The sequence below is a fragment of the Mycobacterium sp. ENV421 genome, from assembly GCF_002887815.1.
GTDB lineage: Bacteria > Actinomycetota > Actinomycetes > Mycobacteriales > Mycobacteriaceae > Mycobacterium.
On record NZ_PDHO01000012.1, the window covers coordinates 48,632 to 71,964 of the forward strand.

The window sequence follows — 23,333 nt, forward strand, 5'->3', positions numbered from 1 at the left end:
GAGAACGAAAACAGGATGGCTACAGTCACTTTCAGTGGTGTGAACAAGGCCTACGGTGACGCTCGCATCGTCCACGACCTCGATCTCGAGATGGCGGACGGCTCGTTCACCGTGTTGGTGGGTCCGTCGGGATGCGGCAAGTCGACGTCGCTTCGGATGCTGGCCGGCCTGGAACCCGTCACCGCAGGCACCATCCGGATCGGCGACAAGGACGTCACCGCGCTCGAACCCAAGGACCGCGACATCGCGATGGTGTTCCAGAACTACGCGCTGTACCCGCACCTGACCGTCGAGCAGAACATCGCCTTTCCACTGCGCGCCAAGAAGATAGCCAAGAAGGAAGCCCGCGATCGAGCCGCGGCCGTCGCCGAGACACTCGGCCTCACCGGTGCGCTGTCGCGAAAGCCCAAGGACCTCAGCGGCGGTCAACAGCAGCGCGTCGCGATCGGCCGGGCGATCATCCGGGAGCCCGCGGTGTTTTTGTTCGACGAGCCGTTGAGCAACCTGGATGCCAAGCTCCGCGTCGAAACCCGCACCGAGCTGTTGCGCATCCAGCGCAGGCTGGGCATCACCTCGCTGTACGTGACCCACGATCAGGAAGAGGCGATGACCCTGTCCGACCGCATGGTCGTGATGAACGAAGGCCGCATCGCGCAGCAGGGCGCCCCGTTGGAGGTCTACACCAAGCCGGCCAGCACCTTCGTCGCCGGCTTCGTCGGAAGCCCCAAGATGAACCTGGTGCCCGGCGTGATCGACGGCGGGACGTTCCGCTCGTCCGACGGCCTGGCACTGCCGGTCGGGAATGTCGCCCGGCACTCGGAGCCGGTGACCGTCGGCTTCCGTCCGGAGCATCTCGTGCTCCACCGGCCCGACGGCGACAACGACTCGCCGCTCGGCTCCACCGGCCGAGTGGCCCTGATAGAGCATCTCGGCCCGCGTGCGATCGTCGCCGTCGAGGCGTCCGGCTGCACGCTGGTCAGCGTTCTCGACATCGCGCAGCTCGGTGATCTCGCCGAAGGCGCCCGGGTGGCGATGTCGGTCCGCGACGGCGGACTGCACGTGTTCGACAAAGCCACCGGCGCCCGCATCGAGTCGTGATGAGCACCGCGGAGTTACTCGACGTCGCGCTGGCGGCCGCCCGCAGCGGGGCGGACGTGCTCGCCGCAGGGGCCCGAGGCGAGCTCCAGATCACCACCAAGGGGGAGCAGGGCAACCTGGTCACGAACGTCGACGTCGCCGCCGAGCATGCGGTGCGCGGTGTGATCGACGCGCGGCGGCCGGCCGACGAGATCACCGGGGAGGAACTGCCTCCCGCCGGACGGCAAACGGCTCAGGTCAGGTGGTCGATCGATCCACTCGACGGAACCACCAACTTCACCAGGGGAATCCCTTACTACGCAACGTGTGTCGGCGCGGTGGATGCCGACGGCCGCTGGCTGGCCGGGGCGGTGGTGGCCCCGGCGCTGGGCAAGACCTACTTCGCGCATCGCGGCGGGGGCGCGTGGCTCGCCGACAGCGGCGGGGTGCGTCGGCTCACCGGCCCCGACGGTCACCGAGGCGCGCGACTGCTCGGCATGGGGTACTCGTACTCCGCCGATGTGCGCCGCGAGCAGTTCACGTTGACGGCGCAGCAGATGCGCGACTACACCGATGCCCGGATCTTCGGTTCGGCGGCGTTGGCGATCTGCGCCGTCGCCGAGGGTGCGATCGACGGGTTCGTCGAAACCGATCTCGCCGAGCATGATTGGGCCGCCGCGGCCGTCATCGCCGAAGAAGCCGGACTTGCGGTCAGCCGGCCGGTGGCGGGGTCGTCGGCAGTGGCAGTCGAGCTGCCGTAGCGCTAGAGACCCAGCGCGCCGTAGGTGCGCCGGACGAACTTCGGCTGCACCGACTGCAGCTTGGCCAGCGAGGTGTTGCCGGCCACCGCCTCGGCCGGCGCGCTCATGTTCGGATAGTTCTGGATCAGGTAGATCAGGATCAGGTCGTTGGCCGGGTCGGCCTGCCACCAGGTTCCGTACGCTCCTGGCCAGCTGAACGTGCCCAGCCCGCCAGGGCCGTACAACTGCCCGGATTTCGCCGGATCGGTCACCACGGACAGGTTCAAGCCGAAGCCACGCCCCACCCAGAACGGCAGACCAAGGAACGGGAACTGCTTCTGCTCCGCGGTGAGGCGGTCGGTACGCATCGACTGCACCGACTCCGGCGACAGGACCCGCACCCCGTCGACGTCACCGCCGCCGAGCAGCATGCGGGCAAAGCGCAGATAGTCGTCGACGGTGGTGACCAGACCGGCCCCGCCCTGAGCGAACCGCGGCTCGGTCACCGGGATGGGCCCCATGGCGTCGTGCTGCAGGCCGGATTCCGGGTCGAGGCGATACATCGTGGCGGCCCGGGCGCGCTTGTCGGGGGAGATGAAGAAGCCGGTGTCGGACATGCCGAGGGGCTCGAAGATCCGCTCAGCGAGGACCGTGTGCAGCGGTTTGCCCTCGATCCGGGAGATCGCGATGCCGAGCACGTCGGTGGCCTGGCTGTAGGTGAGCCGCTCCCCAGGCTGGTGCACCAGCGGCAGCTGGGCGATCTCGGCGAGCCAGTGATCCTGGTCCTGGCGCAGCGACACCCGGCCGTAGGCGCGGCTGATCGGGCCGGCCACCGAGAACACGTAGGCGAGCCCGCTGCGGTGGGTCATCAGGTCGTCGATCGTGATGGCCCGGCGCGCGGGCACCGTGCGGTCCAGCGGGCCGGCCGGGTCCACCAGGACCTGCATGTCGGCCAGCTCGGGCAGCCAGCGGGTGACCGGATCGGTCAGTGTGAGCTTGCCCTCTTCGACCAGCGCCATCGCGGCCGCCACCGTCACCGGCTTGGTCATCGAGGCCACCCGGAAGATCGTGTCGCGCTGCATCGGCAGACCGGCCTCGACATCGCGATACCCGATCTCGTTGACCTGCAGTATGTTTCCCCGCTGCCAGGCCAGGGTGACGGCCCCGGCCAGTAGTCCGGAATCGACTGCCTGCACGACGGAGGTGCGGTTGTCCCCGAGGTTCACCGTAAGAACTCTACTGACGGGCGTGTTTCGGGATCCGCCGGCAAGGGGTGTTAGGCTCCCCGACAGTTCGACATCCTTTAACGATCCGTCCAGAGAGGCGGAGAAGGAGGTCCGGAAAGCTCGTGGGCTCCACCGACCGCGAATTGATGTCCGATGCGGACGTCGGTAGAACCGTTTCCCGCATCGCCCACCAGATCATCGAGAAGACCGCTCTCGACGCCCCCGATGCGCCCCGCGTCATCCTCCTCGGCATCCCGACCCGGGGCGTCACCCTCGCCAACCGGCTGGCCGCCAAGATCCATGAATTCTCCGGCGTCACCGTCGAGCGCGGTGGCCTGGACATCACGCTCTACCGCGACGACCTGGACTTCAAGCCGCCCCGCGCCCTGGAGGAGACCTCCATCCCGGCCGGCGGGATCGACGGCGCCCTGGTGATCCTCGTCGACGACGTGCTCTACACCGGGCGGTCGGTCCGCTCGGCGCTGGACGCCCTGCGCGACATCGGCCGCCCCACCGTGGTGCAGCTGGCGGTCCTGGTCGACCGCGGGCACCGTGAGCTGCCGCTGCGGGCCGACTATGTCGGCAAGAACGTGCCCACGTCACGCAGCGAGAACGTCAAGGTGCGGCTGGTCGAGGACGACGGCGTGGAAGGTATCTGGATCGCACCGCAGGGAGGTCCCGCCAGATGACCATCCGGCATCTACTCTCGGCGGGCGACCTGACCCGCGACGAGGCCACCGCCATCCTGGACAACGCCGACCGGTTCCGGCAGGCGCTGCTCGGACGCGAGGTCAAGAAGCTGCCGACCCTGCGCGGGCGCACGATCATCACGATGTTCTACGAGAACTCCACCCGCACCCGGGTGTCGTTCGAGGTGGCAGGCAAGTGGATGAGCGCCGACGTGATCAACGTCAGCGCCTCGGGGTCCTCGGTGGCCAAGGGTGAATCGTTGCGGGACACCGCGCTGACGCTGCGCGCCGCCGGCGCCGACGCGCTGATCATCCGGCACCCCGCCTCGGGGGCGGCCCAGCAGCTGGCGGAGTGGACGGCCGAGGAGCCGGCACCGGGCCTTGCCCAGGGGGCAGGAGCGGAGCGACTCGGGGGAGGACCGTCGGTGATCAACGCCGGCGACGGCACACACGAACATCCCACCCAGGCGCTGCTCGACGCGCTGACGCTGCGCCAGCGCCTCGGTGACATCGAGGGCCGCCGGGTGGTGATCGTCGGCGACATCCTGCACAGCCGGGTGGCGCGGTCGAACGTGTCGCTGCTGGCCACATTGGGCGCCGAGGTGGTGCTGGTCTCGCCACCGACGCTGCTGCCGGTCGGGGTTTCCGACTGGCCGGTGACGGTGTCGCACGACCTGGACGCCGAGCTGCCCGGCGCCGACGCGGTGATGATGCTGCGGGTGCAGGCCGAACGGATGAACGGCGGGTTCTTCCCCTCCGAGCGCGAGTACTCCATCCGCTACGGGCTGTCCGATCGCAGGCAGGCGGTGCTGCCCGGGCATGCCGTGGTGCTGCACCCCGGCCCGATGCTGCGCGGTATGGAGATTTCCTACGCGGTGGCGGATTCATCGCAATCGGCTGTGCTGCAACAGGTTTCCAACGGTGTGCACGTGCGGATGGCGGTGCTGTTCCATCTGCTGGTCGGCACGGACGAGGCGGTGAGCGTATGAGCGTGTTGATCCGCGGTGTGCGGCTCTACGGCGAAGGCGACCAGGTAGACGTCCTGGTGACCGACGGCCAGATCGCCGAGATCGGCCCCACGCTGGCGGTCCCGGATGATGCCGACGTGATCGACGCCACCGGCCAGGTGCTGCTGCCCGGCTTCGTCGACCTGCATACCCACCTGCGTGAGCCGGGCCGCGAGTACGCCGAGGACATCGAAACCGGTTCGGCCGCCGCGGCTCTGGGCGGTTACACCGCGGTGTTCGCGATGGCCAACACCGACCCGGTGGCCGACAGCCCGGTGGTGACCGACCACGTGTGGCGGCGCGGTCAGCAGGTCGGCCTGGTCGACGTGCACCCGGTGGGAGCGGTCACCGTGGGGCTGCAGGGCAAGCAACTCACCGAGATGGGCCTGATGGCCGGCGGGGTCGCCCAGGTCAAGTTGTTCTCCGACGACGGTGTGTGCGTGGATGATCCGCTGGTGATGCGCCGAGCGTTGGAGTACGCCACCGGCCTGGGCGTGCTGATCGCCCAGCACGCCGAGGAGCCCCGCCTCACCGTCGGCGCCGTCGCGCACGAAGGCCCCAACGCCGCGCGACTCGGCCTGGCCGGCTGGCCGCGGGCAGCCGAGGAATCGATCGTCGCCCGTGACGCGCTGCTGGCCCGCGACGCCGGTGCTCGGGTCCACATCTGCCATGCGTCCACCGCCGGAACGGTCGAGATCATCAAATGGGCCAAGCAGCAGGGCATTTCGATCACAGCCGAAGTCACCCCGCATCACCTGCTGCTCGACGACAGCAGGCTGGCCAGCTACGACGGGGTGAACCGGGTGAACCCGCCGCTGCGCGAGGTCGCCGACGCCCAAGCCTTGCGCCAGGCGCTGGCCGACGGGGTGCTCGACTGTGTGGCCACCGATCACGCCCCGCACGCCGAACACGAGAAGTGCTGTGAATTCTCCCGGGCCCGGCCCGGCATGCTCGGTCTGCAGACCGCGCTGTCGGTGGTCGTCGAGACCATGGTGCAGACCGGCCTGCTGGACTGGCGCGGCGTCGCACGGGTGATGAGCGAGAACCCGGCCCGCATCGTCGGTCTCGATGACCAGGGCCGCCCGCTGGAGATCGGGGAGCCGGCCAACCTCGTCGTCGTCGACCCCGACACCACCTGGGTGGTCGAGGGCACCGAATTGGCCAGCCGCTCGGCCAACACCCCGTTCGCCGCGATGACGTTGCCTGCCACGGTCACCGCGACCCTGCTGCGCGGTGTGGTCACGGCGCGGGACGGGAAGAGCCCCGCATGAACACCGGTACGGCGATCGGATCGTTCGTCTTCGCGTTCGTGATCGTCGTGATCATCGGTGTGCTGATCGGCCGGATGCTGCGTGGCTGGAAGCAACGGGCCCGCCGGCAGATGGACCTGCTCGGCGAATTGCCAGCCCTGCCGGACCTACTGGGCTCGGCCACCGTCGCGCCGACCCGCGGCCTCTATGTCGGCAGTACGCTGGCACCGAATTGGCTGGAACGCATCGCAGCCGGTGACCTGGGCTACCGGTCCAAAGCGGTATTGACCCGCTACCCCGAGGGCATCCTGCTCGAGCGCTCCGGCGCGACGCCGATCTGGATCCCGCAAGACGCCATCACCGCCATCCGCACCGAGCGCGGACTGGCGGGCAAGGTCATCCCCGGTGGCCGCAACAAGACCGACTCGCCGGCAGGCATTCTGGCGATTCGGTGGCGGCTGCCATCAGGCACTGAGATCGATACGGGCTTTCGCGGCGACGACCGCCGCGACTACGCCCGGTGGACGACAACAGGAGAAGCAGCGTGACGGGTAAAGCCCATCTGGTACTGGAGGACGGGCGGGTCTACACCGGTACCGAATTCGGTGCTGTCGGACAGACTCTCGGTGAGGCGGTGTTCTCCACCGGAATGTCGGGCTATCAGGAGACCCTCACCGATCCCAGCTACCACCGCCAGATCGTGGTGGCCACCGCCCCGCAGATCGGCAACACCGGCTGGAACCACGAGGACGCCGAGAGTCGCGGCGACAAGATCTGGGTGGCCGGCTACGTCGTGCGTGACCCGTCGCCGCGCCCCTCGAACTGGCGCGCCACCGGGACACTCGACGACGAACTCACCCGGCAGGGCATCGTCGGGATCGCAGGCATCGACACCCGCGCGGTGGTGCGCCACCTGCGCACCCGCGGCTCGATGAAGGCAGGCGTGTTCTCCGGCCCGGCGCTCGCAGACACCGAGGAACTGCTGAGCCGGGTCCGCAACCAGCCCTCGATGCTGGGCGCCGACCTGGCCGGCCAAGTCTCGACCGACGCGGTGTACACGGTCGAACCTGAAGGGGCGCAACGGTTCACGGTCGCGGCCATCGACCTCGGCATCAAGACCAACACCCCACGCAACTTCGCCAAGCGGGGGATCGCCACCCACGTGCTGCCCGCCGGGGCGACGTTCGAGCAGATCGCCGACCTGCGGCCGGACGGGGTGTTCCTGTCCAACGGGCCCGGCGACCCGGCGACCGCCGACCACATCGTGGAGGTCACCCGTGCGGTGCTCGGTGCCGGAATCCCGCTGTTCGGCATCTGCTTCGGCAACCAGATCCTCGGCCGGGCACTGGGCCGGTCCACCTACAAGATGGTGTTCGGGCACCGCGGCATCAACGTGCCGGTGATCGACCACCAGACCGGCACCGTCGCGATCACGGCGCAGAACCACGGCTTCGCGCTGGAAGGTGAAGCCGGCGAACGATTCGACACGGACTTCGGGCCGGCCATGGTCAGTCACACCTGTGCCAACGACGGCGTCGTCGAGGGCATCAAACTCGTTGACGGACGGGCGTTCTCGGTGCAGTACCACCCGGAGGCCGCGGCCGGACCACATGACGCGAACTACCTGTTCGACCAATTCATCGACCTGATGGCGGGGGAGAAGTAGATGCCACGTCGCGACGACCTGAAGCACATTCTGGTCATCGGCTCCGGCCCGATCCTGATCGGGCAGGCAGCCGAGTTCGACTACTCCGGCACCCAGGCCTGCCGCGTGCTGCGCGCCGAAGGTCTCGAGGTCACCCTGATCAACTCCAATCCGGCGACGATCATGACCGACCCGGAGTACGCCGACCACACCTACGTCGAACCGATCACCCCGGCGTTCGTCGAGAAGGTGATCGCCCAGCAGGCGGCGCGCGGCAACAAGATCGACGCCGTGCTGGCCACCCTGGGCGGCCAGACCGCGCTGAACACCGCGGTTGCGCTGTACGAGAACGGCGCGCTGGAGCGCTACAACGTCGAGATGATCGGCGCCGACTTCGACGCCATTCAGCGTGGCGAGGACCGGCAGAAGTTCAAGGACATCGTCGCGAAAGTCGGTGGCGAATCGGCGAAGTCGCGGGTCTGCTACACCATGGCCGAGGTCCGGGATACCGTCGCCGAGCTCGGACTGCCAGTGGTCGTGCGGCCCTCGTTCACCATGGGTGGCCTGGGGTCGGGCATGGCGTACTCGGTCGAGGACGTCGAGCGGATGGCTGGTGACGGGCTGGCCGCATCGCCCACCGCCAACGTGCTGATCGAGGAATCGATCTACGGCTGGAAGGAATTCGAGCTCGAGCTGATGCGCGACCACCACGACAACGTGGTGGTGGTGTGCTCGATCGAGAACTTCGACCCGATGGGCGTGCACACCGGCGACTCGGTGACCGTCGCGCCCGCGATGACGCTGACCGACCGCGAATACCAGGTCATGCGGGATCTGGGTATCGCGATCCTGCGTGAAGTCGGCGTCGACACCGGCGGCTGCAACATCCAGTTCGCGGTGGACCCGAAAGACGGCCGGCTCATCGTCATCGAGATGAACCCGCGGGTGTCGCGGTCCAGTGCGCTGGCGTCGAAGGCCACCGGATTCCCGATCGCCAAGATCGCCGCCAAGCTGGCGATCGGCTACACCCTCGACGAGATCGTCAACGACATCACCAAGGAGACCCCGGCCTGCTTCGAGCCGACGCTGGACTACGTGGTGGTCAAGGCGCCTCGGTTCGCGTTCGAGAAGTTCCCCGGCGCCGACCCGACGCTCACCACCACGATGAAGTCGGTCGGCGAGGCGATGTCGTTGGGCCGCAACTTCGTCGAGGCGCTCGGCAAGGTCATGCGCTCGCTGGAGACCACCCGCGCCGGGTTCTGGACCGGGCGCGACGACGACGGCGCGGTGGACGAGGTACTGGGCCGGCTGCGCACCCCGACCGAGGGCCGGCTCTACGACATCGAGCTGGCGCTGCGCCTCGGCGCCAGTGTCGAAGACACCGCGGCAGCCTCCGGAGTCGACCCCTGGTTCGTCGACCAGATCGCCGGCCTGGTGGCATTGCGCCAGGAGCTGATCGACGCCCCGGTCCTCGACGAGGACCTGCTACGCCGGGCCAAACACAGCGGACTGTCGGACCGCCAGATCTCCTCGCTGCGCACCGAATTGGCCGGGGAAGCCGGGGTCCGGGCGCTGCGCCGGCGCCTCGGCATCCATCCGGTGTTCAAGACCGTCGACACCTGTGCGGCCGAGTTCGAGGCCAAGACCCCGTACCACTACTCCAGCTACGAGCTGGATCCCGCGGCCGAGACCGAGGTGGCCCCGCAGACCGAGCGGCCGAAGGTGCTGATCCTCGGTTCCGGGCCCAACCGGATCGGGCAGGGTATCGAGTTCGACTACAGCTGCGTGCACGCCGCGACGACGCTGAGCGAGGCCGGCTTCGAGACCGTGATGGTCAACTGCAACCCGGAGACGGTGTCGACCGACTACGACACCGCCGACCGGCTGTACTTCGAACCGCTCACCTTCGAGGACGTCCTCGAGGTGTACCACGCCGAATCGCAGTCCGGACTGGGCGGCCCGGGCGTGGTCGGGGTGATCGTGCAGCTCGGCGGGCAGACCCCGCTGGGGCTTGCGCAGCGGCTTGCCGACGCCGGGGTGCCGATCGTCGGGACCAGGCCCGAGGCCATCGACCTGGCCGAGGACCGCGGGCGCTTCGGGCAGGTGCTGCACGAAGCCGGCCTGCCCGCACCGAAATTCGGCACCGCCACCAGCTTCGAGCAGGCTCGCGACATCGCGGCCAGGATCGGCTATCCGGTGCTGGTGCGGCCGTCCTATGTGCTGGGCGGACGCGGCATGGAGATCGTGTACGACGAGAAGACGTTGCACGGCTACATCACCCGCGCCACCCAACTCTCACCCGAACATCCGGTCCTGGTCGACCGGTTCCTCGAAGACGCCATCGAGATCGACGTCGACGCGCTCTGTGACGGCACCGAGGTCTACATCGGCGGCGTGATGGAGCACATCGAAGAGGCAGGCATCCACTCCGGTGACTCGGCGTGCGCGCTGCCGCCGGTGACGCTGGGCCGCAGCGACATCGAGGCGGTGCGCCGCGCCACCGAGGCGATCGCCCACGGTGTGGGGGTGGTCGGCCTGCTCAACGTGCAGTACGCGCTCAAGGATGATGTCCTCTACGTCTTGGAGGCCAACCCGCGGGCCAGCCGCACCGTGCCGTTCGTCTCGAAGGCCACCGCGGTGCCGCTGGCCAAGGCGTGCGCACGAGTCATGCTGGGCGCCAGCATCTCCCAGCTCCGCGGGGAAGGGGTGCTGGCCGCCACCGGCGACGGCGCCACCCCGGCGCCGAACGCGCCGATCGCGGTCAAGGAAGCGGTGCTGCCGTTCCACCGGTTCCGCAAGGCCGACGGCACCGGCATCGACTCGCTGCTCGGACCGGAGATGAAGTCCACCGGCGAGGTGATGGGCATCGACCGCGACTTCGGAAGCGCGTTCGCCAAGAGCCAGACCGCCGCCTACGGATCGCTGCCCAGCACCGGCACGATCTTCGTGTCGGTGGCCAACCGGGACAAGCGTTCGCTGGTCTTCCCGGTCAAGCGCCTCGCCGACCTCGGCTTCCGCGTGCTGGCCACCGAGGGAACCGCGGAGATGTTGCGGCGCAACGGAATTCCGTGCGACGTCGTGCGCAAGCATTTCGAGGAACCAGGGGACGGCCGCCCGGCGATGTCGGCGGTGGACGCCATCCTCGCCGGCGACGTCAACATGGTGATCAACACCCCGTACGGCAACTCCGGGCCGCGCATCGACGGTTACGAGATCCGCTCGGCCGCGGTGTCGATGAACGTCCCGTGCATCACCACGGTGCAGGGCGCCTCGGCGGCGGTGCAGGGCATCGAGGCCGGTATCCGCGATGACATCGACGTGCGCTCGCTGCAGGAACTGCACGCCGCGCTGGGTCATGACTGAGATGTGCCGATGACCGAGACCTTCGGCGTCCGGCTGGCCGCGGCGATCGCCGAGCGCGGTCCGCTGTGCCTGGGCATCGACCCGCACCCGGAGCTGCTGCGCGCCTGGGATCTACCGGTCAGCGCCGACGGCCTGGCCCGGTTCAGCGAGAACTGCGTGCAGGCGTATGCCGGATTCGCGATCGTCAAACCACAGGTGGCGTTCTTCGAGGCTTACGGCTCAGCGGGTTTCGCGGTCCTCGAGACCACGATCGCCGCGCTGCGGGAGGCGGGTGTGCTGGTGCTCGCCGACGCCAAGCGCGGCGACATCGGGTCGACGATGGCGGCGTACGCGCAGGCCTGGGCCGGCGACGGTCCGCTGGCCGCCGACGCGGTCACCGCCTCGCCCTACCTCGGGTTCGGCTCGCTGCACCCGCTTTTGGAGCTGGCCGCGACCAACGGCCGCGGCGTGTTCGTGCTCGCCGCGACGTCCAACCCCGAAGGCGCCTCGGTGCAGCGCGCCATGACCGGGCAGCGCACCGTCGCGCAGGCGATCGTCGACGAGGCGGCTGCGATCAACCGAGCCGACCAGCCGCAACTGGGCTCGGTCGGCGTCGTGGTCGGCGCCACGCTGGATGTGGTGCCCGACCTCAGTGAGCTCGGCGGGCCGGTGCTGGTGCCCGGCGTCGGCGCCCAGGGCGGACGCCCCGAGACCCTCGGCGGTCTCGGGGGCGCCCTACCCGGGCAGGTGCTGCCCGCGGTGAGCCGGGAGGTCCTGCGCGCCGGACCGGCCGTCGCCGCGATTCGGGCGGCGGCCGACCAGCTGCGTGACCAGGTGGCGTATCTGGCCTAGAGCGGGATCCACACCCCGAACAGCCAGAATCCCCAGGCCTGGTAGCCCCGGTCGAACACCGGGCTGACCCAGTTGCCGTTGTAGTTGAACGGCTGATGATCCCACCGGCCCTGGTCGATCCCGCGCCAGCCGAGGTCGCGCGGCGGCGGGCCGGGCCGCCAGCCGCGGTCGTCGTCGCCGCGCCATTGCGGGCCGCCAGGCCCGCTACCAGGGCCGCCACGCCAGTCCGCCGGGCCGGGGCCGCGGCGATCACCTCCGGGGCCGTCAGGGCCGCGCTGGCCGGGTCCTTGGCAACCCTGGAAACCGCACTGGCCTGGGCCTTGGCCTGGTCCGGGGCCCGGACCGGGATCGGCCAGCGCCGGCGCCGCTCCCACCGTGAGCCCCGCGATGGTGATCCCAACTGCCAGTGCGGCAGCCCGGGTGGAATGTGTGATGGACATGGCACGCCCCTTCGAGGGTCGAATTTCTCGCTGAACACCCCGACATCCACCACGTTAGGTAGCTGGGCTATGCAAAATCTTTCGCTCAGCTATGTGTGCGGTAAGCGCGCGGACGGGTGCGTCTCGACACGCCCGACACGCCGCGACCTGCCTGTGAGGTGAAATTCGGACCCGGCTCACCCCGTCGGACGGGTGTCCGGTCTACGGCGAACCACCGGTTAGTGGAGAACATGCAGGTCGCAGCGCATTTTCCGGCCGGATCGCGAAGATCGGCGCGTCGTCGCGCAGCGGGCGGACGGCTGTCCCGACAGCTGTCCGAACAAGGTGATCTTGTGCCATATCCTGCGGCTTTGCATCGGTAATCAGGGGGTGGGGTTAGATTTCGTCAGAGAGCGTGGGTACGGTCGGCGTCGCTGGCTGAAGTACCCGGCCCAGGCAAAACAATGATGGTGATGAGACGGAGGAACCCGTGGCCCTTCCCCAGTTGACCGACGAGCAGCGTGCAGCCGCGTTGGAGAAGGCTGCTGCCGCGCGTCGCGCACGAGCTGAGCTCAAGGATCGGCTCAAGCGTGGTGGCACCAACCTCAAGCAGGTGCTCAAGGACGCTGAGACCGACGAGGTCCTCGGCAAGATGAAGGTTTCCGCACTGCTGGAAGCCCTGCCCAAGGTGGGCAAGGTCAAGGCGCAGGAAATCATGACCGAGCTCGAGATCGCCCCGACCCGCCGCCTGCGCGGACTCGGCGATCGGCAGCGCAAGGCACTGCTGGAAAAGTTCGACTTCACCGCTGACTAGACAGTCGGTGAATGCCGGCGGAGGGCCGGACAGCGCGGGCGCTACGCCCGACCACCGCGGCCGTGGCCGAGTGGTGGTGCTGTCCGGGCCATCCGGGGTAGGGAAGTCGACGATCGTCCGTTGCCTGCGTGAGCAAGTACCCGACCTGCACTTCAGCGTGTCGGCCACCACCCGGGCCCGGCGCCCGGGTGAGGTGGACGGGGTCGACTACCACTTCGTCACCCCCGCACGTTTTCAGCAGCTGATCGACGACGGTGAGCTGCTCGAATGGGCAGAGATCCACAATGGTCTGCAACGGTCCGGCACGCTGGCCGCGCCGGTGGCCGAGGCCGCCGCGACCGGTCACCCGGTTCTGATCGAGGTCGACCTGGCCGGTGCCGAGGCCGTGAAACGGGCGATGCCGGAGGCGCTGACCGTGTTCCTGGCGCCGCCCAGCTGGGAGGCCCTCGAACAGCGATTGGCCGGTCGGGGTACCGAAACCCAGGAGCACGTGGAGCGTCGGCTGGCCACCGCCCGGGCCGAGCTCGCAGCTCAGGGCCGGTTCGACGTGGTTGTCGTGAACAGCCAATTGGAGTCGGCCTGCGCCGAATTGGTATCCTTGCTGGTGGGCCGCGAAGATTCATGACAATTCAGCCCCCGCAGCCGGCGTGAGACACCGCCTCATCAGACCGAGTCAGACCCACAATCCGCCAGGAAGAAGTTCTACGTGACGCAAGCCAGCACGGATCACTACGATCCGGCCCCGGGTGCCGCAACCGCCTATGACACACCGTTGGGCATCACCAACCCGCCCATCGACGAGTTGCTGGACCGGGTGTCGAGCAAGTACGCGCTGGTGATCTATGCGGCCAAGCGTGCCCGGCAGATCAACGACTACTACAACCAGCTCGGTGACGGCATCCTCGAATACGTCGGCCCGCTGGTCGAGCCCGGCCTCCAGGAGAAGCCGCTGTCGATCTCGATGCGCGAGATCCACGGCGACCTGCTCGAGCACACCGAAGGCGAGTAGCCCAGCAGCCCGGGCCAGTTGATGAACCGCAAGCGGATCATCGTCGGCGTCGCCGGAGGCATCGCCGCATACAAGGCGTGTTCGGTCGTTCGCCAGCTCAGCGAGGCCGGTCACGACGTCCGCGTCATCCCCACCGAATCAGCCTTGCGGTTCGTCGGCGCCGCCACGTTCGAGGCCCTGTCCGGGCATCCGGTTCACACCGGCGTCTTCGAAGACGTCGACGAAGTTCCGCACGTCCGGCTCGGGCAGGAAGCCGACCTCGTCGTCGTCGCGCCGGCCACCGCCGATCTGCTGGCCCGCGCCGTCTCCGGCCGTGCCGACGACCTGCTGACCGCGACTCTGCTCACGGCCCGCTGCCCGGTGCTGTTCGCGCCGGCCATGCACACCGAGATGTGGCTGCATCCGGCCACCGTCGCCAACGTGGAGATGCTGCGCCGCCGCGGGGCGGTGGTGCTGGAACCGGCATCCGGGCGACTCACCGGCGCCGACACCGGCCCGGGACGGCTGCCCGAGCCGGAGGAGATCACCACTTTCGCCGAACTTCTGCTGGCCCGCGCCGACGCGATGCCGTTCGACCTCAGCGGTGTCAAACTCCTGGTGAGTGCGGGTGGCACCCGCGAGGCGATCGACCCGGTCCGCTTCATCGGCAACCGCAGCTCCGGCAAGCAGGGGTACGCCGTGGCCAGGGTCGCCGCCCAGCGCGGTGCCGACGTCACGCTGATCGCCGGCAACACCGCCGGGCTCGCCGACCCCGCCGGCGTACACGTCCTGCACATCACGTCCGCCGCGCAGCTGCACGAGGCCGTCACCAAGCACGCGCCGGACGCCCACGTTCTCGTGATGGCCGCCGCCGTCGCCGACTTCCGGCCCGCCCACGTGGAGGCCAGCAAGATCAAGAAGAAGCCCGATGTGGTGGATGCGCCCGCTATCGAGTTGGTGCGTACCGACGACGTGCTGGCCGGGGCGGTGCGTCAGCGTACCGACGGGCAGCTGCCCAACATGCGGGCCATCGTCGGCTTCGCCGCCGAAACCGGCGACAGAGAAGGTGATGTGCTGTTCCACGCCCGCGCCAAGCTGTCCCGCAAAGGCTGCGATCTGCTCGTCGTCAACGCGGTCGGTGAGGGGCGGGCATTCGAGGTGGACAACAACGATGGATGGTTGTTGAGCGCCGACGGCACCGAGTTTGCGTTGGAACACGGGTCGAAGACGCTGATGGCAAGCCGTATCGTGGACGCGATCGCGATGCTCCTGCGGCGCGAGGCCTAGCTTCGCAAGATAACGAAATGTGCGCATAAGCCTTGCGCGGGACGTACCGTGCCGGTTTGGTCTGTCAGGGGCGAATATATGATTCGCCGAACTAAGTTCTTGAAAGGAAAACACTGTGAGCACAGGTCGGCTGTTTACCAGCGAGTCGGTCACCGAAGGACACCCCGACAAGATCTGTGACGCCATCAGCGACTCGATTCTCGACTCGCTGCTTGCCGCGGACCCGAAGTCCCGCGTCGCGGTGGAGACCGCTGTCACCACCGGCCAAGTGCACGTCATCGGCGAGGTGACCACGTCGGCCAAGGAAGCGTTCGCCGACATCAACGACACCGTGCGCAAGCGCATTCTGGACATCGGCTACGACTCCTCGGAGAAGGGCTTCGACGGCGAGACCGCCGGCGTCAACATCGGCATCGGCCGGCAGTCGCCCGACATCGCCCAGGGCGTGGACACCGCTCACGAGACCCGCGTCGAGGGGGCCGGCGACCCGCTGGATCTGCAGGGCGCGGGCGACCAGGGGCTGATGTTCGGCTACGCCATCAAGGACACCCCGGAGCTCATGCCGCTGCCGATCGCGCTGGCGCACCGGCTGGCCCGCCGGCTGACCGAGGTACGAAAGAGCGGCGTGCTGGACTACCTGCGCCCCGACGGCAAGACCCAGGTCACCGTGCAGTACGAGGGCACCACCCCGGTGCGACTGGACACCGTCGTGCTCTCCACGCAGCACGCCGCAGGCATCGACCTGGAGAACACCCTGGCCCCGGACATCCGGGAGAAGGTGGTCAACACCGTGCTGGCCGATCTCGGCCACGACACCATGGACACCTCGGACTTCCGGCTGCTGGTGAATCCGACCGGAAAGTTCGTGCTCGGCGGCCCGATGGGTGACGCCGGCCTGACCGGCCGCAAGATCATCGTCGACACCTACGGCGGCTGGGCCCGCCACGGCGGCGGTGCGTTCTCCGGCAAGGACCCGTCAAAGGTGGACCGCTCGGCCGCGTACGCGATGCGCTGGGTGGCCAAGAACGTCGTCGCCGCCGGCCTGGCCGAGCGGGTCGAGGTGCAGGTCGCCTACGCCATCGGCAAGGCCGCCCCGGTGGGCCTGTTCGTCGAGACCTTCGGCTCCGAGACCGTCGACCCGGCCCGCATCGAGAAGGCCATCACCGCGGTGTTCGACCTGCGCCCGGGCGCCATCGTGCGCGACCTGGACCTGCTGCGCCCGATCTACGCGCCGACCGCCGCCTACGGCCACTTCGGTCGCACCGATATCGACCTGCCGTGGGAGCGGCTGGACAAGGTCGACGACCTGAAGAACTCGGTCTAGCCGCCTGCGCGCTAGATGACGAACCCGCCGTCGACGTTCCACGTGGTGCCGGTGACGTAGCCGGCCTCCGGCGACGCCAGATAGGCGACCGCACTGGCGATATCGCGAGGCTGCCCGTAGCGCCCGACGGCGATGAAGGGCCGCACCTGGTCGGAGAATCCGCCGACCTCGGGATTCATGTCGGTGGCCACCGGTCCGGGCTGGATGGTGTTGATCGTGATACCGCGCGGCCCGAGCTCGCGGACCAGGCCGCGGCTGAGGCCCGCGACGGCCGCCTTCGTCAGCGCGTACACGGCCAGCCCGTTCATCGGCACCCGGTCGGCGTTGACGCTGCCGATGGTGATGATCCGCCCGCCCTCGCCCAGATGCGGGACCGCCCGCTGGATCGCGGCGTAGACACCGCGCACGTTGACCGCGAGCAACCGGTCGAACTCCTCGAGCGGAAAGTCCTCGATCAGGCCGGCGGAGGCGATACCGGCGTTGTTGACCAGGATGTCCAGCCCGCCAAGGGCCGCGACGGTTTCGTCGACCGCGGCGGTGACGGCGGCCGGGTCGGCGCTGTCGGCCTGGATCGCGACGACCTTGCCCCCCTCGGCGACCAGTTCGTCAGCCAGGGCCTGAGCCGTCTGGGCCGACGATTGGTAGGTGAACGCCACCGCGGCGCCGTCGGCGACCAGGCGCCGCACGATCTCGGCGCCGATGCCGCGCGAGCCGCCGGTGACCAGTGCGCGCCGGCCGGCCAGGGGTGTGGTCATGGGGTTCCTCCGTTACGTCGTCCAGCTGTTGGAATGCCAAACCAGAACAAGTAGCGCAGGCCCGAGATCATTCCGCCGGGGCAGCCAACCGGGTCGGCGACGATCGGCCGCGCAGCACCACCTCGTCGCCCAAAGTCCAGAAGCGCTGTTCGGCGGCGTCGGCGGCGTCCAGGGCAGCAGCCGACGCCAGCACGCCGGCGCCGGTCTTCTTGGCCATCTCGCACAGCCGGGAGGCCTCGTGCACCGGGTCGCCGATCACGGTGTACTCGAAACGGTGGTGGGACCCGATGTTGCCGGCCACCACGATGCCGGCCGCCACTCCGATGCCCACCGAGATGTCCGGCACGTCGCGGCGCAGGCGATCGGCGATCGCCCGGGCGGCGGCCAGCGCGTTGGTCTCGGGGTGTTCCTGCGCGACCGGTGCGCCGAACACCGCCAGTGCGCCGTCGCCTTCGAATTTGTTGATCAGCCCGCCGCAGAGCTCGACCTCGTCGACCACCACGCCGAAGAATTCGTTGAGCAACTCGACGACCTGGACCGGCGGCCGGCTGCCCACCACCTCAGTCGATCCGACGATGTCGACGAATAGCACTGCGGCCGAACACTCTTCGCCGCCGAGGTTGATGTTGCGCTTTTCGGCGGCCAGTGCGACATCGCGCCCGACGTGGCGGCCGAACAGATCCCGGACCCGGTCGCGCTCGCGTAGTCCCTCGACCATCCGGTTGAAGCCGCGCTGCAGTTCACCGAGTTCGGTGCCGTCGAACACCACCACGTGGGTGTCGAGATCCCCGTCCTCGACCCGCTGCATCGCCGCGCGCACGACCTGAACCGGCGTGGCGATCAACCAGGAGGCGATCAGGATCAGGATGAAGCCGAAAATCGCTGCGGCACCGGCCAAGAGCAACACCGCCACCGACAGCTGGGTCACCGTCATATTGCGCAGTGTCAGGGTGAAACCCGCGGCAAGCGCGATCCCGATGACGGGCACGCAGGACCCCAGCACCCACGCCATGATCGTGCGACCCAGCACTCCAGGGCCGCCACGGTGCTCGGGTGTGCCGGTCTCGAGCGCTTGAGCCGCGACCGGACGCAAGGCGAATTCGGTGAAGAAATAACAACTCGCCGACACCACGATCCCGCTGAACGTGATCCCGAACAGCATCTTGGGGATGTATCCGGTGTCGACCATGCCGTACAGAGTGGTCAGCAGGGCCGCGCCAACACCCCAGAGCACCAACGGGATAACGGTCAGCTGCCAGGGGGCGCGGAAAGTGTTGCGCTGATCGCGCGCGGTGGGCGAGCGATCCTCGATCGACCACCGCAATGCGTCGAGGACGCGGCGGGTGGCCCACACCCAGCCGACGATCACCGCGACGACCACGTAGGCGGGAGCCACCACAGTCGTGATCACGTGGGCGCGGCCGGCGAAAATGTTGGGCACCGGGATGGCGACCGTGATCACCGACATCGCGACGGCGACGCCGATGAGGTTGGCCACCACCACGAAGACCGTGAGGATCACCTGGATCCGGATGCGCCGGCGGCGCTGACTTTCCGAGACCCGTCCGAGCAGCCACGAGCCGTACTCCGGGGTGGCCTGGGCCTGGGTGCTCTGTTGGGTGAGCCACTCCAGGACGCGGTGAGTTCGTTGGACCGGCATCAAACAGTCAGCCCGGCCGTCGAGTCATAACGGCCGGGCTGTACTGGTGAGGCGGAGTTGATCAGCCGACGAACTGGTCGAACGCCCACTGATACTGCGGCGGGATGACCTGGACGCCGCACTGCTTCTGCAGCGTGCCCAGCGGAGCCAGCAGTGCGGTGAACTCCTGGTACTCCTGCGGGTTCGACTGGGCGTAGGCCTGCAGGGTGGCGGAGGCCTGAGCGCGCGGCTGCAGGGCCGCGGTCATCAGCATCCGCTGCCCGTCCGGGTGCGTGTTGAGGTAGCCCTGGATCGCGCCCTGAGACTGGGCGACCTGGGCATCGACGGCGGGCTTGCTGCAGTCCGGCGCCGCGACGGCGGCCGGAGCGGCGATGACGGCGGATGCCAGACCGACCGCGACGGCGCCGAGACAGATGCCGAGCGTGCGCCGGGTGCCGGCGGCTTCAGCAATGTTCATGGGGTAGATCCTCCCGATTGTGGCGATTGGTGCCATTGTGGCCTGTCCGGACGGTCCCGACAAGGTTGCTGCTAGCCGTGCGTTTTCGTCCGCTCAGGCGTGCAACGCTGCGCGCAGAGCGGCTAATCCACGGTCGGCCGCCTCAGTGGCGGCCGGCACCACCCCGGCGTAACCGAGGTAGCCGTGCACCAATGTGTCGGCCAAATGCAGCTCGACCGTTACACCCGCGGCCGCCAACAACTCGGCGTAGCGGGCGCCGTCGTCGCGCAGCGGGTCGTGCCCGGCGACGGCGACGTATGCCGGGGGTAGACCGGAGAGGTCGGCGGCGCGGCCCGGCGCCAGGGCGGCCGGCGGGTCGGTCAGGTCGACGTGGCCGGCATACCACCTGGTGAACGCCTCGATCGCGGCATTGTCGAGAACCGGTGCGCCGGCGTTCTCGGTGAACGACGGCAGCGAGTTGTCCCACATCGTCGACGGGTACCAGAGCAGCTGGAACGCGATCGGCGGGCCGCCGTTGTCCCGGGCCAGCTGCGCCACGACCGCCGACAGCGTGCCGCCCGCGGAGTCGCCGGCCACCGCGAGCCGCGAGCCGTCCGCGCCGAAGCGATCGGCGTTGTCGGCCACCCATCGGGTGGCCGCCCAGACGTCGTCGACCGCGGCCGGGTAGGGATGCTCCGGGGCCAGTCGATAGTCGACCGACACCACCAGCGTGCCCGCGGCGACGGCGTGTTCGCGGGCCGTGCCGTCGTGGGTGTCCAGGTCACCGACGGCGAAACCGCCGCCATGGAAGTACATGGTCACCGGCGGATCACTCACACCGTCCGGCCAGTAGACCCGGACCGGAATCGGGCCCGCCGGGCCGTCGATCTGGTGGTTCTCCACCCGCAAATCCGGGTGCACGGGGCGGCGCGGGAGATCACGCAGCCGGCGACGCGCCTCGTCGATGCCGCCGTCGACGGTCAACTGGAAAGGCACCGCGTCCAGTACCTTCTGCAGGATGGCATCGACCGGCGGTTTGTCCGAGCTGGGCATTAAATCACCGTACTTACGCACCCTGACAACCTGGTGGGCGGCCGGTGTCGCGGTCGCGGTCGGCTACGGCGTCTTCCTAGCGGTCGAGGCGCTGCGGCTGCCTGCCAACGCCGAGCTCACCGGCCAATTTCCCGGCCAGCCCGTCGTCAAGGCGCTGATGGCTGTGCTGCTGGCGGTGGCTGCGCTCTGGCACCCGATCGTCCGGGAGCGGCGCTGGCTGCTGGCGGCCCTTCTGTTCTCGGCGGGCGGTGACTTCTTCCTGGCGATGCCCTGGTGGCAGCCGTCGTTCGTGCTGGGCCTCGGCTCGTTCCTGGTGGCCCACCTTTGTTTCCTGGGTGCGCTGCTGCCGCTGCGGGGTACCAGCCGGCCGCGCACGGTCGTGTGCGCCGTCGTGGTCATCGCCTGCGTGAGTTTGCTGATCTGGTTCTGGCCGAGCCTGGTGGCCGATGGGCTGACCATCCCTGTCCTCGTCTATATGGCGGTGCTGGCCGCGATGGTGTGTTCGGCGTTGTTGGCCCGGCTCCCCACGGTGTGGACGGCGCTGGGGGCGGTGTGTTTCGCGGTGTCGGACGGGATGATCGGCATCGGCCGCTTCGTGCTGGACTCCAACGCACTGGAGGTCCCGATCTGGTGGGTGTACGCGACATCAATGGTGCTGATCACCGCGGGCTTGTTCTTCGGCCGGGCGGGGGCTGACCAAAACGGCGGCGCTGACTAAAAGTCTGTCGGGCCCGTCGTTAGTCTTCGACGATGCCGATCCGGCGGGCCGCCGAGCACGAACCCATCGCCCGGGTGCTGCCGATGTTGTCGGTTCCGCACCTGGACCGTGAATTCGACTACCTGGTGTCGGCCGAACAATCCGACGATGCCCAGCCCGGGGTACGGGTGCGGGTCCGCTTCCACGGCCGGCTGGTCGACGCCTTCGTGCTCGAGCGCCGGTCCGACACCGACCACGTCGGACAGTTGGGCTGGCTGGACCGGGTGATCTCGGCCGAGCCGGTGCTCACCCCGGAGGTGCGCAGGCTCGTCGACGCCGTCGCCGCCCGCTACGCCGGCACCCGCCCGGACGTACTGCGGCTGGCCATTCCGCCGCGCCACGCCCGCGCCGAGAAGATGCAGGCCGAGGCGCCGCTGCTGCCCGTCGTCGAGCCGGTCGACCCGGCCGGCTGGGCCCGCTACAGCCGCGGAGACCAGTTCCTGACCGCCCTGAGCGAAGGCCGGGCCGCCCGCGCGGTGTGGCAGGCGCTGCCCGGCGAGCAGTGGTGCGACCGGATCGCCGAAGCCGCCGCGGCGGCGGTCGGCGGGGGCTACGGGGTGCTGGCCGTGGTTCCCGACCAGCGCGACATCGACGCGCTGTGGCAGGCCGCCACCGCCCGGATCGACCCGGCGGCCGTCGTCGCGCTGTCGGCGGGCCTGGGACCGTCGGCGCGCTACCGGCGCTGGCTGTCGGCGCTGCGGGGGCAGGCCCGCCTGGTCATCGGCACCCGCAGCGCGGTGTTCGCCCCCGTCGAACGCCTCGGTCTGGTGATCGTCTGGGACGACGGCGACGACACCCTGGCCGAACCGCGCGCCCCGTATCCGCACGCCCGCGAGGTGGCGATGCTGCGCGCGCATCAGCTGCGCTGCGCGGCGGTGATCGGCGGTTACGCCCGCACCGCCGAGGCGCATGCGCTGGTGCGCAGCGGCTGGGCGCACGACCTGGTGGCGGCGCGGCCGCTGGTCCGGGCGGCGGCGCCGCGGGTGGTGGCCCTCGACGACGAGGGTTACGCCGAAGAACGCGACCCGGCCGCCCGCTCGGCGCGGCTGCCGTCGCTGGCATTGCGGGCCGCGCGCGGCGCACTGGAACGCGAGGCGCCGGTGCTGATCCAGGTGCCGCGGCGGGGTTACGTCCCGTCGGTGGCGTGCGCCCGGTGCCGGACAATCGCCCGCTGCCGGCACTGCATGGGGCCGCTGTCGCTGTCCGAACGGGATGCCGCCGGAGCGGTGTGCCGCTGGTGTGGGCGGATGGACACCGCGCTGCGCTGCCGGCGCTGCGGCTCGGACGCGATCCGCGCGGTCGTCGTCGGTGCGCGCCGGACCGCCGAGGAGATGGGCCGGGCCTTCCCGGGCACCACGGTGATCACCTCGGCGGGCGACGCCGTGCACACCGAGATCGAGCCGGGGCCTGCCCTCGTCGTCGCCACCCCCGGCGCCGAACCCCGGGTTGAGGGCGGCTACGGCGCCGCGCTGCTGCTGGACAGCTGGGCGCTGCTGGGCCGCCAGGACCTGCGGGCGGCCGAGGACACCCTGCGGCGCTGGATGGCCGCCGCCGCGCAGGTGCGGCCCCGCGGCGACGGCGGGGTGGTGGCGGTGGTCGCCGAATCAGCCATCCCGACCGTGCAGGCGCTGATCAAGTGGGACCCGGTCGGCCACGCTGAAGCCGAGGTGGAGGCCCGCGCCGAGGTCGGGCTGCCGCCGAGCGTGCACATGGCCGCCGTCGACGGCGGCGCGGCCGCCGTCGGTGCGCTGCTCGACCACGCCGAACTGCCCGAAGACGCCGACCAGCTCGGACCCGTCGACCTGCCGCCGGGAGTCCGCCGCCCACCCGCCACCGCGCCCGGTGAACCCGTCATCCGGATGCTCGTGCGGGTCGGCCGGGACGAGGGTCTGGCATTGGCCGCGTCGCTGCGCAGCGCCATCGCGATCGCCAGCGCCCGGCACGACCACGAAGCAGTCCGGGTACAGATCGACCCCTTGCACATAGGGTGAGACCCGTCGAAACGGGGGAGG

22 protein-coding genes are annotated in these 23,333 nt (G+C 69.4%); 16 read left to right on the forward strand and 6 right to left on the reverse strand.

Going from position 1 to position 23,333, the window contains the following annotated elements; genetic code table 11:
• Positions 1-15: 15 nt before the first annotated feature.
• Complete coding sequence (locus tag CRM90_RS15975) at positions 16-1,098, forward strand: ABC transporter ATP-binding protein (protein WP_102807938.1); 1,083 nt, start codon at positions 16-18, stop codon at positions 1,096-1,098.
• Positions 1,098-1,838 (forward strand): inositol monophosphatase family protein, encoded by a 741-nt coding sequence (locus CRM90_RS15980; RefSeq protein WP_102807939.1) that lies wholly within the window; start codon positions 1,098-1,100, stop codon positions 1,836-1,838. Before CRM90_RS15975 ends, CRM90_RS15980 begins: the two co-directional genes overlap by 1 nt.
• A gap of 2 nt (positions 1,839-1,840) precedes the next feature.
• On the opposite strand, the gene CRM90_RS15985 is transcribed toward CRM90_RS15980, so the two are convergent.
• The gene (locus tag CRM90_RS15985; RefSeq protein ID WP_102807940.1) at positions 1,841-3,043 is read right to left on the reverse strand and encodes a serine hydrolase domain-containing protein; all 1,203 of its coding nucleotides are present in this window, start codon (positions 3,041-3,043) and stop codon (positions 1,841-1,843) included.
• 122 nt (positions 3,044-3,165) lie between these two features.
• Here CRM90_RS15985 and pyrR point away from each other — a divergent pair, with 122 nt between their 5' ends.
• From pyrR to pyrF, 7 genes are read left to right on the forward strand one after another with little or no spacing between them, the layout of a single operon-like run.
• Positions 3,166-3,732, forward strand: coding sequence for a bifunctional pyr operon transcriptional regulator/uracil phosphoribosyltransferase PyrR (pyrR, locus tag CRM90_RS15990; RefSeq protein WP_102807941.1), 567 nt, complete (start codon positions 3,166-3,168; stop codon positions 3,730-3,732).
• Positions 3,729-4,721, forward strand: a complete 993-nt coding sequence (locus tag CRM90_RS15995) for an aspartate carbamoyltransferase catalytic subunit (protein ID WP_102807942.1) — start codon at positions 3,729-3,731, stop codon at positions 4,719-4,721. The genes pyrR and CRM90_RS15995 overlap by 4 nt, the downstream gene beginning before the upstream one ends.
• Positions 4,718-6,010, forward strand: a complete 1,293-nt coding sequence (locus CRM90_RS16000; RefSeq protein WP_102807943.1) for a dihydroorotase — start codon at positions 4,718-4,720, stop codon at positions 6,008-6,010. Before CRM90_RS15995 ends, CRM90_RS16000 begins: the two co-directional genes overlap by 4 nt.
• Positions 6,007-6,537, forward strand: coding sequence for a PH-like domain-containing protein (locus tag CRM90_RS16005; RefSeq protein WP_102807944.1), 531 nt, complete (start codon positions 6,007-6,009; stop codon positions 6,535-6,537). Before CRM90_RS16000 ends, CRM90_RS16005 begins: the two co-directional genes overlap by 4 nt.
• Positions 6,534-7,655, forward strand: a complete 1,122-nt coding sequence (gene carA, locus CRM90_RS16010; RefSeq protein ID WP_102807945.1) for a glutamine-hydrolyzing carbamoyl-phosphate synthase small subunit — start codon at positions 6,534-6,536, stop codon at positions 7,653-7,655. Before CRM90_RS16005 ends, carA begins: the two co-directional genes overlap by 4 nt.
• On the forward strand, positions 7,656-10,997 hold the full coding sequence (carB, locus tag CRM90_RS16015) for a carbamoyl-phosphate synthase large subunit (RefSeq protein WP_102807946.1): 3,342 nt from the start codon (positions 7,656-7,658) through the stop codon (positions 10,995-10,997).
• Positions 10,998-11,006: 9 nt separating this feature from the next.
• The gene (pyrF, locus tag CRM90_RS16020) at positions 11,007-11,828 is read left to right on the forward strand and encodes an orotidine-5'-phosphate decarboxylase (RefSeq protein ID WP_102807947.1); all 822 of its coding nucleotides are present in this window, start codon (positions 11,007-11,009) and stop codon (positions 11,826-11,828) included.
• Here pyrF and CRM90_RS16025 read toward each other — a convergent pair.
• The gene (locus CRM90_RS16025) at positions 11,825-12,268 is read right to left on the reverse strand and encodes a hypothetical protein (RefSeq protein WP_102807948.1); all 444 of its coding nucleotides are present in this window, start codon (positions 12,266-12,268) and stop codon (positions 11,825-11,827) included. The two genes, pyrF and CRM90_RS16025, sit on opposite strands and share 4 nt — an antisense overlap.
• Before the next feature lie 469 nt (positions 12,269-12,737).
• Here CRM90_RS16025 and mihF point away from each other — a divergent pair, with 469 nt between their 5' ends.
• The 5 genes from mihF to metK all read left to right on the forward strand — a co-directional run bounded on the left by mihF (position 12,738) and on the right by metK (position 16,660).
• A complete protein-coding gene (gene mihF, locus CRM90_RS16030; RefSeq protein WP_036338016.1) occupies positions 12,738-13,061 on the forward strand; it encodes an integration host factor, actinobacterial type in 324 nt (107 codons plus the stop codon).
• Positions 13,062-13,068: 7 nt separating this feature from the next.
• Positions 13,069-13,686, forward strand: coding sequence for a guanylate kinase (gene gmk / locus CRM90_RS16035; protein ID WP_102807949.1), 618 nt, complete (start codon positions 13,069-13,071; stop codon positions 13,684-13,686).
• Between the two features lie 81 nt (positions 13,687-13,767).
• On the forward strand, positions 13,768-14,070 hold the full coding sequence (gene rpoZ, locus CRM90_RS16040) for a DNA-directed RNA polymerase subunit omega (RefSeq protein WP_036338010.1): 303 nt from the start codon (positions 13,768-13,770) through the stop codon (positions 14,068-14,070).
• A gap of 21 nt (positions 14,071-14,091) precedes the next feature.
• The gene (gene coaBC, locus CRM90_RS16045; protein ID WP_502693281.1) at positions 14,092-15,336 is read left to right on the forward strand and encodes a bifunctional phosphopantothenoylcysteine decarboxylase/phosphopantothenate--cysteine ligase CoaBC; all 1,245 of its coding nucleotides are present in this window, start codon (positions 14,092-14,094) and stop codon (positions 15,334-15,336) included.
• Between the two features lie 115 nt (positions 15,337-15,451).
• The gene (gene metK, locus CRM90_RS16050; protein WP_083122934.1) at positions 15,452-16,660 is read left to right on the forward strand and encodes a methionine adenosyltransferase; all 1,209 of its coding nucleotides are present in this window, start codon (positions 15,452-15,454) and stop codon (positions 16,658-16,660) included.
• A gap of 11 nt (positions 16,661-16,671) precedes the next feature.
• On the opposite strand, the gene CRM90_RS16055 is transcribed toward metK, so the two are convergent.
• From CRM90_RS16055 to CRM90_RS16070, 4 genes are all read right to left on the reverse strand, one after another.
• Positions 16,672-17,415, reverse strand: coding sequence for a 3-oxoacyl-ACP reductase family protein (locus CRM90_RS16055; RefSeq protein ID WP_102807951.1), 744 nt, complete (start codon positions 17,413-17,415; stop codon positions 16,672-16,674).
• Between the two features lie 67 nt (positions 17,416-17,482).
• Positions 17,483-19,075 carry an adenylate/guanylate cyclase domain-containing protein gene (locus CRM90_RS16060; protein ID WP_102807952.1) on the reverse strand — a complete coding sequence of 531 codons (1,593 nt, stop codon included), beginning with the start codon at positions 19,073-19,075 and terminating at the stop codon, positions 17,483-17,485.
• 61 nt (positions 19,076-19,136) lie between these two features.
• The gene (locus tag CRM90_RS16065; RefSeq protein ID WP_036337995.1) at positions 19,137-19,532 is read right to left on the reverse strand and encodes a hemophore-related protein; all 396 of its coding nucleotides are present in this window, start codon (positions 19,530-19,532) and stop codon (positions 19,137-19,139) included.
• Between the two features lie 93 nt (positions 19,533-19,625).
• Complete coding sequence (locus CRM90_RS16070; protein WP_102807953.1) at positions 19,626-20,564, reverse strand: alpha/beta hydrolase; 939 nt, start codon at positions 20,562-20,564, stop codon at positions 19,626-19,628.
• On the opposite strand from CRM90_RS16070, the gene CRM90_RS16075 reads away from it, so the two are divergent.
• Together CRM90_RS16075 and CRM90_RS16080 are read left to right on the forward strand one after the other, a co-directional pair.
• Positions 20,530-21,282 carry a lysoplasmalogenase gene (locus tag CRM90_RS16075; protein WP_102808018.1) on the forward strand — a complete coding sequence of 251 codons (753 nt, stop codon included), beginning with the start codon at positions 20,530-20,532 and terminating at the stop codon, positions 21,280-21,282. The two genes, CRM90_RS16070 and CRM90_RS16075, sit on opposite strands and share 35 nt — an antisense overlap.
• 32 nt (positions 21,283-21,314) lie before the next feature.
• Positions 21,315-23,312 (forward strand): primosomal protein N', encoded by a 1,998-nt coding sequence (locus CRM90_RS16080; protein WP_102807954.1) that lies wholly within the window; start codon positions 21,315-21,317, stop codon positions 23,310-23,312.
• The last annotated feature ends 21 nt before the right edge of the window (positions 23,313-23,333 follow it).